Source organism: Verrucomicrobiia bacterium (assembly GCA_035629335.1).
GTDB lineage: Bacteria > Patescibacteriota > Saccharimonadia > Saccharimonadales > Saccharimonadaceae > DASUUR01.
In genome coordinates this window covers 637,754-655,779 of sequence record DASPIB010000001.1, presented here as the reverse complement: position 1 = coordinate 655,779, position 18,026 = coordinate 637,754, and the positions used below count along the sequence as shown (strand labels likewise).

General features: G+C 48.9%; 18 protein-coding genes. 8 read left to right on the top strand and 10 right to left on the bottom strand.

The genetic code is table 11. From position 1 onward, the window contains the following. Positions 1 to 115 precede the first annotated feature (115 nt). Together VD907_03620 and VD907_03615 are read right to left on the bottom strand one after the other, a co-directional pair. Positions 116 to 1,390, bottom strand: coding sequence for a PLP-dependent aminotransferase family protein (locus tag VD907_03620; protein ID HYG83941.1), 1,275 nt, complete (start codon positions 1,388 to 1,390; stop codon positions 116 to 118). Continuing rightward, complete coding sequence (locus tag VD907_03615) at positions 1,390 to 3,075, bottom strand: thiamine pyrophosphate-binding protein (GenBank protein ID HYG83940.1); 1,686 nt, start codon at positions 3,073 to 3,075, stop codon at positions 1,390 to 1,392. The genes VD907_03620 and VD907_03615 overlap by 1 nt, the downstream gene beginning before the upstream one ends. Before the next feature lie 167 nt (positions 3,076 to 3,242). Here VD907_03615 and VD907_03610 point away from each other — a divergent pair, with 167 nt between their 5' ends. Together VD907_03610 and VD907_03605 are read left to right on the top strand one after the other, a co-directional pair. Next, positions 3,243 to 3,623, top strand: a complete 381-nt coding sequence (locus VD907_03610) for a hypothetical protein (protein ID HYG83939.1) — start codon at positions 3,243 to 3,245, stop codon at positions 3,621 to 3,623. 26 nt (positions 3,624 to 3,649) lie between these two features. After that, entirely contained in the window at positions 3,650 to 4,228 is a 579-nt protein-coding gene (locus VD907_03605; GenBank protein HYG83938.1) for a DUF1697 domain-containing protein, read from the top strand. A gap of 20 nt (positions 4,229 to 4,248) precedes the next feature. On the opposite strand, the gene VD907_03600 is transcribed toward VD907_03605, so the two are convergent. Genes VD907_03600 through VD907_03590 form a run of 3 tightly spaced genes read right to left on the bottom strand, consistent with a single transcriptional unit; the run spans position 4,249 to position 5,614 of the window. Continuing rightward, complete coding sequence (locus VD907_03600) at positions 4,249 to 4,842, bottom strand: hypothetical protein (GenBank protein ID HYG83937.1); 594 nt, start codon at positions 4,840 to 4,842, stop codon at positions 4,249 to 4,251. Positions 4,843 to 4,851: 9 nt separating this feature from the next. Further along, complete coding sequence (locus tag VD907_03595; protein ID HYG83936.1) at positions 4,852 to 5,118, bottom strand: DUF1905 domain-containing protein; 267 nt, start codon at positions 5,116 to 5,118, stop codon at positions 4,852 to 4,854. After that, positions 5,108 to 5,614 carry a MarR family transcriptional regulator gene (locus tag VD907_03590; GenBank protein HYG83935.1) on the bottom strand — a complete coding sequence of 169 codons (507 nt, stop codon included), beginning with the start codon at positions 5,612 to 5,614 and terminating at the stop codon, positions 5,108 to 5,110. The genes VD907_03595 and VD907_03590 overlap by 11 nt, the downstream gene beginning before the upstream one ends. A gap of 104 nt (positions 5,615 to 5,718) precedes the next feature. Here VD907_03590 and VD907_03585 point away from each other — a divergent pair, with 104 nt between their 5' ends. Next, positions 5,719 to 7,965, top strand: coding sequence for an excinuclease ABC subunit UvrA (locus VD907_03585; GenBank protein HYG83934.1), 2,247 nt, complete (start codon positions 5,719 to 5,721; stop codon positions 7,963 to 7,965). A 62-nt stretch (positions 7,966 to 8,027) separates the two neighbouring features. Here VD907_03585 and VD907_03580 read toward each other — a convergent pair whose 3' ends face one another. After that, a complete protein-coding gene (locus tag VD907_03580) occupies positions 8,028 to 9,260 on the bottom strand; it encodes an MFS transporter (protein HYG83933.1) in 1,233 nt (410 codons plus the stop codon). 228 nt (positions 9,261 to 9,488) lie between these two features. Here VD907_03580 and VD907_03575 point away from each other — a divergent pair, with 228 nt between their 5' ends. Next, positions 9,489 to 10,088: a class I SAM-dependent methyltransferase gene (locus tag VD907_03575; protein ID HYG83932.1), complete on the top strand. Its 600-nt coding sequence runs from the start codon at positions 9,489 to 9,491 to the stop codon at positions 10,086 to 10,088. Here the strand turns inward: VD907_03575 and VD907_03570 are convergent. Further along, positions 10,057 to 11,430 (bottom strand): MFS transporter, encoded by a 1,374-nt coding sequence (locus VD907_03570; protein ID HYG83931.1) that lies wholly within the window; start codon positions 11,428 to 11,430, stop codon positions 10,057 to 10,059. The genes VD907_03575 and VD907_03570 overlap by 32 nt on opposite strands. Positions 11,431 to 11,567: 137 nt before the next feature. On the opposite strand from VD907_03570, the gene VD907_03565 reads away from it, so the two are divergent. From VD907_03565 to VD907_03550, 4 genes are all read left to right on the top strand, one after another. Continuing rightward, positions 11,568 to 12,002 (top strand): SRPBCC family protein, encoded by a 435-nt coding sequence (locus VD907_03565; protein ID HYG83930.1) that lies wholly within the window; start codon positions 11,568 to 11,570, stop codon positions 12,000 to 12,002. Continuing rightward, a complete protein-coding gene (locus tag VD907_03560; protein HYG83929.1) occupies positions 12,002 to 12,346 on the top strand; it encodes a helix-turn-helix domain-containing protein in 345 nt (114 codons plus the stop codon). The genes VD907_03565 and VD907_03560 overlap by 1 nt, the downstream gene beginning before the upstream one ends. Positions 12,347 to 12,489: 143 nt before the next feature. Then, positions 12,490 to 12,990 (top strand): NUDIX domain-containing protein, encoded by a 501-nt coding sequence (locus VD907_03555; protein HYG83928.1) that lies wholly within the window; start codon positions 12,490 to 12,492, stop codon positions 12,988 to 12,990. A 66-nt stretch (positions 12,991 to 13,056) separates the two neighbouring features. Continuing rightward, positions 13,057 to 14,136, top strand: coding sequence for a serine hydrolase domain-containing protein (locus VD907_03550; protein HYG83927.1), 1,080 nt, complete (start codon positions 13,057 to 13,059; stop codon positions 14,134 to 14,136). A gap of 223 nt (positions 14,137 to 14,359) precedes the next feature. Here VD907_03550 and VD907_03545 read toward each other — a convergent pair whose 3' ends face one another. The 3 genes from VD907_03545 to VD907_03535 all read right to left on the bottom strand — a co-directional run bounded on the left by VD907_03545 (position 14,360) and on the right by VD907_03535 (position 17,993). Beyond that, a complete protein-coding gene (locus VD907_03545) occupies positions 14,360 to 16,081 on the bottom strand; it encodes a hypothetical protein (protein ID HYG83926.1) in 1,722 nt (573 codons plus the stop codon). A gap of 157 nt (positions 16,082 to 16,238) precedes the next feature. Next, on the bottom strand, positions 16,239 to 16,814 hold the full coding sequence (locus tag VD907_03540; protein HYG83925.1) for a dihydrofolate reductase family protein: 576 nt from the start codon (positions 16,812 to 16,814) through the stop codon (positions 16,239 to 16,241). 165 nt (positions 16,815 to 16,979) lie between these two features. After that, complete coding sequence (locus tag VD907_03535; GenBank protein ID HYG83924.1) at positions 16,980 to 17,993, bottom strand: D-alanyl-D-alanine carboxypeptidase; 1,014 nt, start codon at positions 17,991 to 17,993, stop codon at positions 16,980 to 16,982. Between the last annotated feature and the right edge of the window lie 33 nt (positions 17,994 to 18,026).

The window sequence follows — 18,026 nt, the reverse complement described above, 5'->3', positions numbered from 1 at the left end:
CAGTAAGTAGGACGGTAATTAGTATAAAGGAAAAAGGATGGTTTTTAAACTTTATGTATCTTGTTGTTTTAGGCTGAAAGTAGCATCTAACCATGCTCATTACTAGATCATGAAGCTAAATTGTAGTGATGGTGTGTAGTGGATTTGGTAAACTCGGCTCTTTAATTTGACCGAGTGATTGCCTGCACACTTCTGCCAGAATCGCGACGCCACGCGTGATCTGTTCTGCTGATGGCGTGGCAAAATTTAATCGAAAATGGTGCCGATGATTCTCGGGTTCAATAAAGAAAGTCGCGCCCGGAATGAAGGCCACGCCGGCGGCGATAGCTTTTTCGAGTAGCCGCTCAGCGTCAAGCCCATCTGGGCCGTTAACCCAAATAAACATGCCGCCCTCGGGCTTATTCCAGTGAAAACCTTCGGGCATGTGGGTTTGCAGGGCCTCGAGCATGAGTGACAGTTTTTTGGAATAGTGGCTATGTACTCGTGCCAGATAGTTTGCAGCCTGACCGGTGCGAAAGAATTCATCGGTCAGCGCCTGAGTGTAGACCGATCCTTGAAGATCGAGGCTGGGCTTGAGGCAGACAATTTTTTCCATAACGACCGGTGGCAGCACCATGACCCCAATGCGCATTGCCGGGGCGAACATTTTTGACACGGACCCAATTAACAAGGTGCGGTGTGGCGCAAACGAATGGATTGGCGGCAAAGGCTGTCCGCTGTAGCGCAGGCTGCCGTAAATGTCGTCTTCAATAATAAGCGCGTCGTATTTTTGTGCCAAAGCTGCAATCGACTTTCGCCGCGCGAGCGAAATAGTTCTGCCTGTAGGGTTCTGAAAGTTTGGTAAGACGTAAATAAATTTAACGCCTCCCTTTTTTAACGCCGTTTCAAGATCGCTCGGTATCATGCCTTCGTCGTCGCAGGCAATCGGGGTGACTGTCGCATCAAAGGTACGGAAGGCTTCGATGGCTAAGGTATAAGAAGGCGTCTCTACCAGTACGGTGTCGCCTTTATTTAAAAAAGCCACGCACAAACTATTGATCGCCCCTGAAGCGCCAGTCGTTAGATTGATATCCTCCGCGCGGCAGGCTACCCCCTGGTCGCTGAGCTGCTTGGCGAATGTTTGGCGCAGTGGCAAGAAGCCCTGCATGTGGCCATACTGCAGTATTTCTTTGCCGTACTTTTGCACGATGTTGTTGGTCAGCTCGCCCAGCACTTCCGTTGGAAGCAGGGTGCTATCTGGGGAGCCGGCGGCAAAAGAAATAATATCTTGGCCATGGCTGAGTAAGTTCAAGGCACGTGCAATTGGCCCAGGTTTTAAAGACGAAACTCTCTTTGAAAAATAGTGATTGTAATCAATCATATCGGTGCTCGTATCTTTTAGTGTCGCCATTACACACCTTTTTCCTGGGCTATTTTCTTGCCCGGCTTAGTGGTGGCGCCGCCAATGGCGCTGACCCGAGCGCCAATGAGCGGTACAGCATCAACGTCGACCAGCGCATCTATTAGTAATGGTTCTTTGCGGCGGTAGAGTTTTTTGAAGTCAAGCGCCCGCAGTTCTTCGTTTGAAGAAATTCGCAAGCCTTCAATGCCCATGGCTTCGGCCATTTTAGTAAAATCTACCGGTGATAGCTCGTCGCCCATCGGTTTTACGCCCTGGATCATCCGTAGGTGCCGGACCATACCAAACGAACTATCATTAAAGACCACGTAAATAACCGGCAGGCCGTACTGTTTCGCCACCGACAGCTCCTGGCCGGCCATCAAAAATGCTCCGTCGCCAATCAGGCACAGTGCCGGTGTGCGCTTAGCGAATGCCGCACCAATGGCTGCAGGGGCGTAGCCCATAGTGCCATAGCCAGTGTTAATCAAAAAATTGCCCGGTAGTAGATTTTGTTGGGTGTAGTGAGTAACCCACGACCAAATATTGCCAACATCAACCGTTAGGGTTGCTTCGCGCGGCAAGTCTTTGGTGGTGGTCTCAACCAGCAACTGCGGGCTTACTCGGCTATCATGTAAGGTGTAAGGCGACCGAAGTAATGGATAACGAGGTTCGGCAGCTTCTTTGCTAGCGACAATCGTTTTTAGCCGCCGCAGAGTGGCCGGTAAAGAACCGTATAGCTGCAGGTTTGCCATGCTCGCGAGGTCGGTGTAGGCTGGGGTAGTGTCAATCGTTACTAGTTTATTGTTGAGTAGTTTTGCGTCCCAGTTGCCAGTGTTCCATTCAGAAAATGTTGCCCCGATACTGACAATGACTTCGGCTTCAACGAGTGCTTGCACTGCCGAGCTATGTTCTGCAAAACCAAAAACGCCGGCAAATCGCGGATGCTGGACAGGTGCCCAGCGCAGGCCGCCCGGCGTGGCAACCATAGTGGCATTGAGTTTTTCACTTAGGCTGATAATCTCGTCGGTGGTGTTGTCGCTGTTTTCACCAATCACAAAACAGATGTTATTGCGATGTGCGAGCAAGCTGGCGAGCTCGGCGATGGCTTGCTCGTCAATCAGGGACGAGCGACTGGTGAAAATATCTTTTGCTGGGAGGGCCATCTCTTTTGCCGGCGCCTCTAAAATATTTGTGGGAATGCTTAGGTGCACTGGGCCTGGTGTTGGCGCGAGGGCTGCCTTTATTGCGGTAATGAGTTTTGGAATTAGTTGATCTTCGTGCGATACCAACGTGCTGTATTTGGTGCAGGCTTTGAGGATAGCCACGGTGTCGATGCCGGTATCTGAACTATCTTGCATGGCCCGTCTGCCAAATTTATGAAGCGGGGTTTGAGCGGTGATGGCTAATAGTGGCGTGCTTTCGAGCATGGCCGATGCCAAGCCAGTCACCATATTCGTGGCGCCTGGCCCCGAAGTGCCGACACACACACCAAGGTGCCCGCTTGTTTTTGCATAGCCATCCGCCATAAAGGCCGCATCGCCCTCGTGGCGACAAGTGATATTAAAAGGGCCACCCGTGCGCTCGGCTTTTTCAAGCGCATCATACAGCGGCCCTATGGCGCCGCCCTGGACGCCAAATAAATATCCGACTTCTAAGTATTTAAGTACATGTAAAATATAATCTGCATTTGTCATCTGTGTGCCCTACCCTTTTTGTTTATGCCCTAAGAGAGTATATGCGGGAGATCTTAACTACCTTTTAACTATAAGTTTTTTGCTGAACAGTTAGTCAAAAAGCCAATGGCAGAGTGCTATGCTAGATTCTAGGAATAGCAATAACAAAATTTTAACGGAGGACGCGCATGCTTAAACCCCGCTCGATTGCTAAAATTATTGCGGATACAGAAGGAAACACTAGCTTTAAAGATATAACCCTTGATACATCTCAACTTAACTTTGCGCCGCCTGCTCCCGTGTTACGCAGCACCGAAGTGCTAGCGGCAACCGGCATACGGTTTTTGGTGCTGCCTGAAGGCTGGTCGGGCGATTTTCATCCTGCGCCGAGCCGTATTTTAGGGATTGTTGTCGAGGGCGAGCTTGAAGAAGCTACCACCGATGGCGAAACGAGACTGTTTAAGCCGGGCGAGATGATACTAGGTGAAGATATGGGTAGCAAGGGGCACACCACCGTGGCTATCAAGAAAACGACCCTCGCGATTATTCATTTGGCCGAAGACGAGTAAGAGTGAACTTTGGTATGCTACGATGAATGAAAGTAATTCTAGATAAACATCGAGGAGAAGAAATGCGCGCCACTTCCTACATTGCATTGCTGCGTGGCATAAACGTTGGTGGTAAAAACAAAGTGCCTATGGCGGCGCTCAGGCAATATCTTGAAGAGCTTGGGTATCAAAATGTTAAGACTTTGATTGCCAGCGGTAACGTCGTTTTTACTTCTGATAAACAACCCGACCAGCTTACCAAAGAGATCGAAGCGATGTTACCCACTAAATTTGCGCTTGATAGCTCGTTGATTAAGGTGCTGATTTTAACCAAAGACCAGCTAAGCCAAATTATTGCGCAAGCGCCAAAAGACTTTGGTATCGCCCCCGACAAATATCGCTACTACGTGTTTTTCTTGATGGGCGTTTCGGTCGATAGTGCCATGGAGGCTTTTGAATTGCGGGAGGATATCGACCAAATCTGGTCAGGTGGTCAAGCAATCTACACGCAGCAGCTGCTGGCCAAACTAACCCAAAGCCGCATTAACAAAATTGCCTCCACGCCGGTGTACCAATCGATGACTATTCGTGGCTGGAACACGGTGACCCGACTTCTGGAGCTATAACAGTCAAGCACAAGACGGAGCTAAGAAAGATACGCCGACGGGTCGCGCCCAGCTGATGCCAGTAATTTGTGTTCAAGTGGCGCGTTGCCGGAAACTGTAATTGCCGTGGGTAGCACCTGCATCGAGTGTAATAAATCCGCAATCGGTAAGAGAATATCCCAGAGCTGCTGCACCACCTCTGCTGGCAAGGCAGCCTCGAGGCCAATTGTTTGGGCGACATCGTAGGCCGTAAGACTGCGTTCAATGATAATGTCGCGCAGGTAGTCTTTCGCTGGAAAATCGCCGTAAGACAAATGAACTAATTGTTCGAGGTCGTCGTGCTTCTGCACGGCTGTATTAGCAACTTCGGTCAGCTGTTGAAATGCTGCAACAAAGTCGTCTGGCAGTAAGTCTTCTTTTAGCTCGTAATTAGCTGAAATGTTCTTTTCGCCTGCCAGCACGCGCGGCACGCTAGCGTTCTCGTGGGCCTGAATGTTTATGGCGTCACGCAGCGTCAGCTGATCGCTATAGCGGATGTGTAGCGGTGCCAGTAATGAAAAGTGCTCGGGCTTGATGTGGATCATGCGCTCGGTCAGGATGGTGTTGGTGGTAGTAAATAATGTTTTAATGTCCATATGCTTCCTTTACAAACGTTGCTTTAAACGGACAGTAACAGTATCGCCCAGTTGTTTACCGGCTGCCTCCATAATGGGCGCGCGTAGTGGCAGCATGGCAACGCCACCGCCGAGCGGCATGAATGTTGCTTGAAATTCATGGCCTTCGATCTGGGCAACTACTTTCACCGACTTTCCGGTGCCAAAAAAGTTCTTGGCTTCTGGCCAGGCAACGTAGCTCCAGGCGCCTTTACTGCCTCCGCCTTCAATGGTGGCGGTAAATGTTTTATCGAGCATGACGCTCCTCCTTGTTCTTTAATTGATCACTCATCGTAGAAATATACAAATTTGCGGCCATGACTTCGGCAATCGAGGTGAGCCCGGTGACTACCTCTTCGAGTTGACGCAGGTCGAGTTTAGTAATGACTGCTTCGGCCCACGCTGCATTACGCAGCGCGATTTGCTGCAAAATGCGCTCGCCTTCAGGCGTAACCTGGAGCAGTTTCGTGCGACGATCAGCCGGGTTGTCTTTAAAAATCACCAGTCCATCCGCAGCGAGCGCATCGGCGATTCGCTGCACGCTTTGTCGAGCGTGACCCATGGTTCGGGCGATGCCGGCGACTGTTTGCGGCTGATGATACACGCGGCCCAGCACCTGCCATCGAGCACTGCTCTGCCCCAAGTCTTTTGTAAGTCGATCGCCATTTTGCATGAGTAAGTCGTTCGCCGTAAAGACGGTGAGGGCGAATTGTTCGATAAGGTGCACTGATTTGGGTTGTGAGTCTGGGGTCATAGAACAATAATAACTAATTGACAGTATACTGTCAATATTAATTTACATTATGATCTATGCTATGATTTTCCTAATGACAATTCCAACAAGGAGGCGTATAGATTATGAAGAATATCCGTAAAAATACCATCCGCATTGTCGGCGCCCGCGAGAATAACCTAAAAAACGTCTCGCTCGAAATACCAAAACATCAAATAACGGTATTTACGGGCGTTTCGGGTTCGGGAAAATCGTCGTTGGTGTTTGATACTATCGCTGCCGAATCGCAGCGTCAACTCAACGAAACCTACTCGAGCTTTATTCGTCATCGCTTGGCACACTATGGCCAGCCTGATGCTGATTTGCTTGAAAACTTATCGGTGGCGATGGTGGTTGACCAAAAACGGATTGGCAATAATGCTCGTTCAACTGTTGGCACGGTAACAGATATTTATACTTTCTTACGCCTGCTGTTCTCGCGTGTTGGCCAGCCGTTTGTTGGGTATTCAAATGTTTTCTCGTTTAACGACCCAGAAGGCATGTGCGCGCATTGCCAGGGTTTGGGAACGGAGCAAACGGTTGATGTTGATCGTTTAATCGACAAATCGAAATCGTTAAACGAAGGGGCGATCCAGTTCCCTACTTTCCAGCCGGGTGGCTACCGCTGGAAGCGCTATGTGCATTCTGGTCTATTTGATAACGATAAAAAACTAGGCGACTACACTGAAGACGAGTGGGATACGCTGCTTAATAAAACCGATGTCAAGATTACCAATCCACACCCCGAGTATCCTTCGACGCACCGCTACCGAGGCATTTTGGTCCGATTTAAAGAAGACTTTTTCTCAAAAGACAGCCGCGAGCTCAAAACGCACGCCGCCATCAAGCAGGTGGTGGTAAAAGGTGTTTGCCCGGTGTGTCATGGTGCCCGGCTGAAGCCTGAGGTTTTAAGCTGTAAAATAAATGGCAAAAATATCGCCGACTGCGCGGCTATGCAAATAACAGATTTACAGGCCTTTTTAGCAGGTGTAACCGACGCCAAAGCCCGAACCGTCATTCAGGAGATAAGCGAACGGCTGGAAAATCTAATTGAAATTGGCCTAGGTTACTTAAGCCTAGACCGCCACACCGGCACGCTTTCGGGTGGTGAGTCGCAGCGCATTAAAATGGTCAAACATCTGGGCAGCAGCTTGAGCGACCTGACGTATATTTTTGATGAACCGAGTATTGGTTTGCACCCAAGTAATGTACACAAGCTCAATGCTCTGCTTCGCCAGCTGCGCGATAAAGGCAATACTGTACTGGTCGTTGAACACGATCCGGACGTAATCAACATTGCCGATCACATTGTCGATATGGGGCCAGGCGCTGGCACGCACGGTGGCGAAGTTGTGTTTGAAGGTAGCCTACACGACTTTCAGGCATCGGAAACACTCACGGCTCGGTTTTTGCGGCGCCAGTTGGCGATTAAGCAAACCCCCAGAAAACCAAACGGCTTTTTATCTATCAAAAATGCTAATCTGCACAACCTACAGAACGTGAGCGTGGAAATACCAAAGCAGGTGCTAACAGTGGTGACTGGGGTGGCCGGTTCGGGTAAAAGCTCGCTGATACACGGGGTGTTGGCGGCGCAGCACCCAGAGGCTATCACTATTGATCAAAGCGCCATTCATGCCTCAAAACGTTCAACCCCGGCTTCATTTGTGGGCATTCTTGACTCCATTCGTGGGTTACTGGCAGCGGCAAATCAGGTTGAGTCATCGTTGTTTAGTTTTAATTCTGAAGGCGCCTGCCCAGAATGCAAAGGCTTAGGTGTAACCTCTACCGACCTAGCCTTTATGGATCCGATCGTCACCGTTTGTGAGCTCTGTAAAGGTAAGCGATTTACCGACCGCACCCTTAGCTACTCGCTTCGAGGCAAAAACATTTATGACATTTTGCAGCTGAGTGTTGACGAGGCGGCGGTATTCTTTAGCGAACCCGATATTCACCAAGTGCTGGCCCAGATGCAAGAAGTGGGCATCGGCTATCTAAAATTGGGCCAGCCGCTCGATACGTTATCTGGTGGTGAACGGCAACGTATCAAGCTGGCGCTACATTTAAAAAACCGCGGCAATATATATATTCTGGACGAACCAACGACCGGGCTACATATGTCGGATGTTAAGCGGGTGATCGGCATCATGAACCGTTTGGTTGATAATGGCAGCACAGTTATTGTGATCGAACACAACCTCGATGTCGTAGCACAGGCCGACTGGGTAATCGATATGGGCCCGGGCGCTGGTCACGATGGCGGGAAGATTGTATTTGAAGGCACACCCGAAGAAATGAAACGCAGCAGCCAATCCGTCACTGGCAAATACCTCTAAGTGCGTGTCACGTATAGCATCATGCAGTGCCAAGGGCATCTACTGAAACCAAGCTCACGCCGCTATGGCTTCAGTTGAGGTCCGGGTAGCGGCAGAGCTTCGCCGTCTCGAGGCGGAGTGACTCGCAAATGCCTCGTGCCGCCCATGACTACCAGTAGCAATCCTAGGGCAACAAAACCGACGGCTAAAATTTGGTAAGTTGTCGTTTGGCTGAAGTTGTTAAATAAGATGATCGCAACACCAAAGATGCCTAATGATACTACCTGACCACTAAAAGAGGCCAAAGATCCAATAGTCGCCCGGCGGTTATCCTGAATAACATGCTGCATCGATGCGCCAAAGAGTGTTTGAGCCAGCATGATGATTCTCATAAAAATCAGCATGGCAACTGGCCCAATTAGCTGATAAGTGGTTCCGGCGAATAGCACGGCACTGGCACCAACCACAAACAATGCAACGGTTACAAAACGAAGCCCTGAAAGTCGATGAGCAAACCAGCCCACCAAGCTCGATAATACCAAGCCGGCCGCCAGCCATAACGGGATAGCGTCAATTGGAACGCCGATATTGCTATAAAAAAGCGGCGTATATTCTTCCATCGTGCCAATGATGCCGGTAAGAATACCGAGCGCAATAACATAAATGAGCGCCTGCTTGTTATGCTTAATGTCTTTAGTGGCCTGACTGAGTGTTTGAAAAAACGGCTCCACTGGCTGCGATGCATGCTTGACCCGTTTGCTCTTGTAGGGCAAAAGAAAGGTTACACCGAGAGTAATGAAAGAAATTCCAGCGCTGAGCCAAAGTAAAAGAGTATAATTAGTGGCTCCTAGCAGTGGCGCAGTCGCGTAAGCCAGCATCATTCCGGCTAGTTTCAAGCTTTGACTGCGGGCAAACACTTTATTAAATAAGATTTTGTCGCCTTGCGCCTTTAATTCTTCGTATAAATACGCCTGAAATGTGCCAGAAGAAAACGCATACCCAATCCCCCACAGCACAAATCCGGCTGCATACCCACCAAACGAAGGCACGGCAAGCCACACAAGAAAAGCCGCCGCCTGCAGCAAATAGCTATACATAAGCGCCTGTTTGCGTGACATTCTGTCGGCTATAATACCAGTTGGTACCTCGGCGACCATGGCGATGAGTACCCAAATAATAAACAAATAGCTAATCGCCGTATTATCCAAGCCACCCTGCTGGGCAAACATCAGCGCGTAAAGTGGGTAGATTGGCATACAGTCGCCAAGAAATTGCTGGATATAGATGAGACTTTTAAATTGTATTTGTCGGAACATTTTACTTATCATAGCAGTTGTGTGGGCCTGGTGACTAGCTGGATCAAGCCGTGGAAGATTTGGCACTCTCAGGCATCCATGATTAAATACTTGGCACAGATAAGTGCACAAGGAGCTTCCTTGCTCTCGATTCTTGAAAGAAAAAAAGCAACTCCACGTCGGCTTGATCGGAGAAATGTAAGCACGGGAATTAACGAAAGATGAACTTATTAACTATTCGGACGTATTATGCACTCATCAACAAATCAGCATTGGAGCCAGGTATACAAGCAAGAGCGAGACTTTCAGCTCATTTCTTCCCAGGAGATAGATAGCTTCTTGAAATACGAGCTACCCGATGCGCCAAAAACCGGCCTTGACCTTGGCTGTGGTACGGGACAGCTTACCCGTGAGCTGTATCATCGTGGCTATAGTTTGATTGGTGTTGATGCCTCTGAGGAAGCCGTGCAGCGCGCTGCGAGGCTCACCAATGTTTCGAGTCAACGCCTAACTTACCTTCAGGCGGATCTTGAGCGGGATGATTTAAAACAACAGCTCGCAGCTCTAGCCCCTTTCGGGCTGGTAACGTGCAAATTAGTCTATGCATTTATTAAGGACAAGCCAGCGTTTCTTGAGAAGCTGAAGCAAATGCTACATCCACAAGGTTTGTTCGTAGTAATCACTCCACTCCTTGAAGATGTCGAAGACCATAAAAAGGTCATCGCTGTAAGTAGCGATGACCTTCAGCTACTTGAGATTTATTTTCAACAGGTGGCGATGGATAGAGTAAAAGGATTGACCTATTTCGTCGGGCGGCCTAAGCTCGCTGCCGTAAGCCATACCAAATAAGGGCGGTGCCAACCAGCGTGACCGCAACGTTTACCGCCAGAGCTAAGTGAACGCCGGCGAGTTCTACGCTTTGGGTGGCGGCGACTGCACCTAGCAGCGGAACGCCAATCGTGAGGGCGACTTGCTGGGTCATCGACACCAAGCCGGTGGCTAAACCTTGTTCTTCGTTTGGCAGTTCAGCAGTTGCGGTAACCGTGAAGGCAACAATAGCGCTAACGTGGCCAAAGAAGCCGATGAACAACGCTGGAATTAAAATTGCGAGTGCGAGCGCTGCATCGGCACCGAGCAGGACTAAGGGCAGAGTTGCAAGCGCCTGCACGACCAGCCCAATCGTCAAAACCTTGCGGCTACCGAAGCGGCTAATGAAACGGCCAGCAATCACACCCGCTACCACCGAGGCAAGGCCCGGGATACCAAAGATCAAGCCGGTAGCCAGCGGCGACATGTGCAAAATATTTTGTAAGTAAAGTGTCACCAAGAAAATCATAGCCGGTTCCATAACAAAGATAATCAGCCCGGCAAAATTACCCCATTTGACGGTTGGACGCTTTAAAATTCGTACCGAAGCGAGCGGTGCGGCCGAGCGGAGCTCAATCAGCCAAAACGCAACCAGCAGCAGTACGCCAACGGCGCCAATCAGAAGCTGCTTTTCAATAATCGCATACACTAAGGCTAACAAACCGCCCGTTACTGTTATGGCGCCCGGCACATCGAGCTTCACATGATGCGGGTGCTTACTTTCGTTGAGTAAAAACGGTGTGAAGCACAAAATAATGAGCGCGATCGGTATGTTTATAAAGAAGGCGGCCTGCCAGCTCAACAGGCTCACCAGCGTGCCGCCAACCAGTGCGCCAACCGTAAACCCACCCGAAAGCAGCGCTCCATTAAAGCCAAGCGCTCGGGCGCGGAGCGGCCCTTCTGGAAAAGTGGTAGTTAACAGTGACATCGAGGCCGGAATAGCCATAGCGGTAGCCAAGCCTTGGAGGACTCGGGCAGCCAGCAGCATTTCGGGGTTAGTTGCAAAGCCGCCAAGCAGTGAGGCGACAATCAGCAGGGCCATCGCTGCTAGGAATAATTTGCGGCGCCCCAGCAAATCAGCCAGCCTACCAAAGAGCAGCGTAAAGCCAGCTGCCGGTAAAGCAAAGGCAGAGACAACCCACGGCAGCTGAGCCAGTTCCATGCCCACCCCCGCTCCTACTTGAGGCAGTGCAACATTTAATATTGAAAAATCAACCGACAGCATAAAACCAGCTCCTAGTAGAAGAAGCAGAATCATGCGCTGCTGATTGGTGAAACGCGGCGTGGGGCCTTGCTTCGTGGTGGTATTGTTTGAACTTTTCATAATCGTCAGCATACAACATTGTGTAATAATATGCAACCATTTAGTTGCTTTTTTTAAAGAAATACCATATACTAGCGATAATTGCTTATACTAAAGAAGCAAGTAGAATACTACGGAAAGAAAACAAGGAGTCATCGATGCAAGATGTTATTACTCGAGAAATCACCCTTAAAGCACCAAAAGAACGGGTGTATAGTGCTATAACTGATCCTGAACAGATCACGGCTTGGTTTCCCGATAAAGTAGAAGGAACCCTCGAAGTAGGTCAAAAGCCAACTTTTCACTTTGGCGAATATAAAACGCAACTTTATATTGAAGCTGCGAAACCGCACGATTATTTTGCCTACCGCTGGGTGCCCGGAGGTGGCGGCATGGTGGAGGATATTTTACAGGCACCAAACACATTGGTGGAATTCTTTATTGAAGAGCAAGAAAACGGCACCAAAGTAACACTCAAAGAATCAGGCTTTGCGGCGCTCCCGGCCGACATAGCCAAAGCCAGCTTCAGCGATAACTCTAACGGCTGGGATCATATGATGAGCCGGCTCGAGAAAGTAATCAGCGAAGAATAGTGGCTCCGGCAGAGCTATTTCGCGCCCTGGGTGACCCAACGCGCCTGGAAATGGTGCAGCGTCTGGCATCTGGGGTGCGCCATACCATCACCACTATTTCGCAGGACTTGCCGATTAGCCGCCAAGGTGCCCGGAAGCATCTTCAGATTCTTGCTGATGCCAAGATCATTAGTTTGAAGCCTCGGGGCCGAGACGTGGATATTCAACTGGAACCGGCCACGCTCGACCAAGCCAAGGCTTTTATAGCCGAACTGGAACGTCGTTGGGACGAACGACTCGAAGCACTTCGCCGCCTTGTCGATGACGAGCCAGAATCCAGCCTACCTTCTCGCCAGAAGTCTTGAACCAGTTTCTGGCACTAGGAGTTGTGTCGCCCCGCTATAATACCTGCGGGGCGATGATTTTGGTAAAAGACGGCAAGAAGATACACTGAAGGGTATAGTATTTACTGTTACCAATAATCAGCTAGTGGCGGAGAGGATGAGTAATGCGAGAATTTAAAACCACCTACTGGGGGGCCGATCAATCAACCGCCGTCAGGTTCGAAGTTGTCGCTACTTCCCCGCCGCAAGAGCTTATAAGTGCTGCTTTTGTTTTTGCCCTAAACCAGAATCAAGAAGTTATCATTGCTAAATCCCAGCGTGGCTGGGGATTACCAGGCGGGCATCGCGAAGGTGACGAAACGGCAGAGGCCTGCGTTCGCCGCGAAGCGCTTGAAGAGGCCGCTGTTGCACTTCGTAGCCTAAAACTGATTGGGCAGTGGGTAGCGAAGAAAAAGTTTGACTCACCACTGAATCAAAAATATCCGCCACTCGCCTACCAACTTTTGTATATCGCCGATATTGATGCCATGCTGCCTTTTACCCCTGATTTTGAAACCACCGAGCGAACACTCATACCGCTCGCGCAACTGGCTGATTATCACAACAACCACCAGGATCTTGATGATATTTTTGAGTATGTTATTGATGAGCACTGCCGTATTTGATAAATATCTTTCTTTCAAAAGACTATACCCTGGTCTTAGAGGAGCTTTATCTGGTACTATTAGCATATGGATAAAAACTCACAGTTTACCGCGGCAATACACAAACGATTAGATAAAATAGCAAGTAAGCTGCCCGAAGGCGCGCCACTTCAGGTGCTACTCTATTCTCCAAAAAACGCTCTGGATAGTAATTATTCGAATGTCGGCGACGATCGACCTTACCATATTGCAAGTATCGGCAAAATGTTTACCGCAACTGTCATTGGTATGCTGCAGGACAAAAAACTGCTTAGCATCGACGACACGATCAATAAATATCTCACAAAAGATGTACTAAGCGGCCTATTCGTGTTTGAAGGGGTTAATTATCAGGACCAAGTTACCATCCGGCAGCTTCTTGGCCATACTTCTGGTGCCGCTGACTATTTTGAAAATAGTGCCAAAACTGGCCCTTCGTTCCAAGAGATTATAATGAATAATCCTGATAAAAAGTGGACACCAACGTCGCTAATCGATTTCACCCGCCAAAACCAATCGGCAGTTGGCGCGCCCGGAACCACCTTTAATTACTCTGACACGGGGTATCTCCTGCTGGGCCTCATTATTGAAAAAATAACGCAAAAAACGCTTGATGTGGTGCTGGAAGAATTTATCTTTAAGCCACTCAAAATGGATGACAGCTACTTATTATTCTACGGACAGCCTTCTAATCCGGTCCGCGACATCGCGCCCATGTATATTAACGGCATGAATGTCACTGGTACTAACATTTTAACCGGCGACTGGGCAGGTGGCGGTATCGTCTCTACCGTGCGCGATTTAGTAAAGTTTCAGCAAGCATTTTGGCAAGAAAAATTAGTCAGCAAAAACTACATCCAGCAGATGGCGGACGCTAAAAGCAAATTTCGCGCTGGTATGTATTATGGCCTCGGCATGACCGAGATGCGGTTCGAAGGTTTCTTCTTTTTGTTGCGCGGTCTTCCGCGGCCAAAAGGCCACACTGGAGTGGTTGGAACGCATATGTATTACGACCAGGAGCATGACCTGCATATTATAATGAATTTCGGTTCAACCGAACTGATGCGAAAAAGTGTGCAGACATTTATCGTGATTGAGCAGTTGGCTAAAAAATATTTGAGTAACTAATCATACTGACGAGCAAAAGAATTGCCGAGTGGATTGACGATGCGTTCGCTTATGTCGATCGAGATAAGCGAATTGTAGTGCTATCTAGTTTAGCCATCAGGCCACTCGAATTATGGCATTGAGGCGACTCTGGCTGGGCACAAGGCGTTCATTCGTAATATGAAGCAAGTACGCTCGTTTTGTCGTGAAGTTTGTAGTGAGGTGAATCAATTGCTGCCTGTCATTAGCGACTACGGCCCAAGCCTGGAAGCCCTGCGCTCAGTGGTTTGCTGCGGTTAATGAATTCATTAGCCCGACCAACAGCCATGGCTTTATCGTTAAGCTTGCGCGCGACTTCCGGACCCGTTGTTCGCAAGCCGGTTTTAATCTTGCCGAGTGTGTCGTGGTTTCTTTGTCCAGCTTGAGCTTTACGGATAAGGATCACCAGCGAAAGCAGTACTGGCTCTGATTTCTTGCCGGTTGGTTTCAGCTCGGCTTCAAGCAATAGCTGCAGCGCTTCACCGGTTGGAGGCAGGCCAGCTATCTGCAATCTAAGATTGTTAAGTAGGCGTTCATCGGTCACTGGGGCTTGAGTAATCTTTAGGTTGCGTAGATTGCCATAGAATTTACCGCGCAGCAGCGCACCAGCCTCTACAGTGTCCCAACCAGTTAAGCGGAGGCCGCCATTATCTTTTTCATCCATATTTTCCCACAAGGCGCGACCAATGAGTTCGATATGTTTGTCGATAAGCTTATCGAATTGCCTGGCCGGGATGAGGTTGTCGGGTTTGGTCACCAAAACCGATTCGCCAAGGCCTGCCTCAAGCACGGCTGAATTGACATCGGGGTCGTTAAGGAGGGCTTGAATTTCTATAAGATTACTATTTTCTTCTGGTGTTTCAGGAGTGGTAGTGGTATTGTTTTCGGTGCGATTGGCTTCGGGCCTTGAGAGTGGTGGAGTAACTGCTAAATTTTGAACAAACTGATTGTTAACCGCTGCGCGCGCTAAACTCTTTGCAGTGTTTAGATTTCGCGCGGTAATCTCACTTTTGCGTCGCAATTCTTCTTCAAACTCTTGGGGTCGCTGCAAAAAGATCCTACAAATTTCTTCTCGAGGTACCAGTGAATTGCGCGCTACCGCCTGATGAAGTTCAAGGAAAGAGCGGTAAGCCAGAGGCATTTGTGGCGGATGTGCATATTGAGGTAAAAGCGTAGGGTCGATAGTATCAATATAGGTGCACATTTTTACCCATTCGTCGGTAATAGCTAGAAGGATATTATTTTGATGCGTGCGAGGTATTTGATAAAAATCAGGTGCGGCCGATCGAAACGGTACGTCTTCAACCGCAATGCGTAGGTTTTCAATATTTTCTTTTTTGAAGCCTAACTTATGTACCTGATATTTTAGTTTATGAGGCTGCGCGGGTGATGCATCGGGTATGTGTGAGCGGATAACTTCGTATTTGGCGTTTTCATACGATGTCGCTGCGGCGCTGTGTGGCATCAAGACGATTCCTTGCAGGTTAGCGGTGAGGAAGTCAAGCATTTCATCAGAGGTGAGGTCGATGTTGTCGCCCGAGGCTCGACGCAGTTCCGGTAAAATGTATGATTGCACCAAGTTCCCTAGTAAGGCTTTGTCCGGCAGTTTACTCATCTGATCTGGATTTAATGCAGCTGCAAGATTAACTCTTCTCGCCTGTTCTAAATAACCCGACGGGCCTCTTTCGATATCATAATCTGGGCCTTCAACTGTCGGTGGGCGATATTCTTGTATGGCCTTAAGACTTCGGGCGCGTTGTGAACGTTCTGCAGCGATAACTTGCAGCCAGGGGTTATCAATTCGAGCCACATTGGCTTCAGAATTAGTAAATCTGTCATCTAGTTCAACCAACTGGCGGGTCTCTAGAGTAGCTATTGCCGCCTCAGGGTCACGTGGGGCACGATGAAGATATTCGGGAGTATTCATATTTGCATATTATAACATGAATACTTAATTTATACTAATACTGATTGAACACAGTACACAGAAGCTCTTTAAGCAACGCGATAAAGGCAAGGTATTAAGTATCTAATGGAAGTGTCTTGTTACGCCTCCATCTTCACCAGTTTTAACAGAAAATTATTTATGCTTCAAGATTCTTTGTCTGATAGCGCAGCAGCAGTGCACCAGATTCGTAGACCTTGGCTTCTGTTTTATGAAGTGCCAGAGGTTGCTTGAGGTTGTTGAAGAGCGGTTTGCCGCTGCCGATCGCGACGGGGCTCACGAACAGATGATATTCATCGATCAGGCCATTTTCTACGAATGCCTGCGCGATACCTACGCCGCCATACAATACTAAATTCCCCTTTTGTTCGCGCAGCTCAGAGATTTGTTTCACGAGATCCGTTACAACAACTAGCTCTTCATTCTTCCACAGTAGCTCTTCTTCGGTTTGCGACAGGATGATTTTAGGTTTTTCATTGATGTGCTCGGCAAAAACTCGCTCGCCCTCGCTGTTGGCTTTGGTAAGGGCGGCTGGCCAGTACGAGACCATATCTTTGTAGGCGCCGTAGCCAACCAGCATGGCATCTACCGACTCCATAAGCTTGGTGGCGTCGTGGTCCATTGCTTCTTCCCAGGTCACCCAGTCGAGCTCGTTGTTAGGATCGGCAACATAGCCGTCGAGGGTTACCATCATGCTTAGTGTTATTTTACCCATTAGTATCTCCGTAAATCTTTAGTGTAAGTTTCCAATCTTGCTTAGTAGTATAACACGAGTCTGATTCGGTTATATAGTGTCAGGATGAGCTTTTGCGAATGCAAGAGTCAGAGTAGCATCACATATCTTAAGCCTGGAGAGAGTAAGGCCAAGATTAACTAAAAGTTATTGTGCGTTGTCTTGTTCTTTAGAAGAAGTCTTGACCGAGCCTAACTCATGCTTTACTGACGTAAGCAACTGCCGACTATCTGTGTAGAGGCTGCGAAGATTGGGGTTACCCATAACAACCCCCACGATTGTTATATTTTGCCCATCTTTATTGGTGTGACGTGCGGCAAACAACAAGCAACTACCGGCTTCATCAGTGGTGCCGGTTTTGATACCAATTACGCCTTCGGTGCCAAGTAGTTTATTAGTGTTCTTTATGTGGCCAATGTCCGGAAGCCAGGCTTCTGGTTGTGCTACGATTTCGGCAATTACCGGATTTTTGAGTGCTGCGATGCCGAGCGCAACGACTTCAGATGGTGTGCCTATTGTGGCTGGGCTATACCCACTGGCGTCGGCGACAACTATCTGGTGGAGTCCCATGCGCTGCACCATGTCTTGGGCGTACGAGGTGTATGCCTCCATCGAACCAAATATCCTTTTGACCAAAGTGTCGGCCATGTTGTTTCCCGAAACAATCAGCATCGCCTGCATGGCTTGGTACTGAGTGAGGACCATGCCTTCATATACTGGCACTACCGAGCCGTTCTTGGCGACATACTGGTGATAATTCACTACGTCTTCGACGGTGAGTGTATAGGGTAGGCCAGATTGGCCGAGCTCGAGCGGTTGCTTTTCCATGATCGCTAAAGCAGTGATAACTTTTGCCATGCTGGCTATCGGGCGCGCTATTTCGTTCGGTGATGAACGCGCCAGCAGGCCATCCTCTAGACTGCCAATCGCTGCCTGCCCCGTTGCTGGCCAGAGAGGCTGTATTTTTTTGGGTTTTGAAACTTCGGGTGACGGAACTGTTACTGCCGGTGGAGGTTGGGCAACGTCTTTTCCTAACGTCATCATGCCATAGCCAAGAAACACAACCGGAATAATGCTCACTAAGCTGCCAAATAATAGTCGGCGACGCGGCTTTTTGACGGGTTTATAAGTGCGAGTGTGATAATTTCGGTTTGATCTCATTTTGTTTCTGCTTCAGGCGCGGTGTTATTCCAA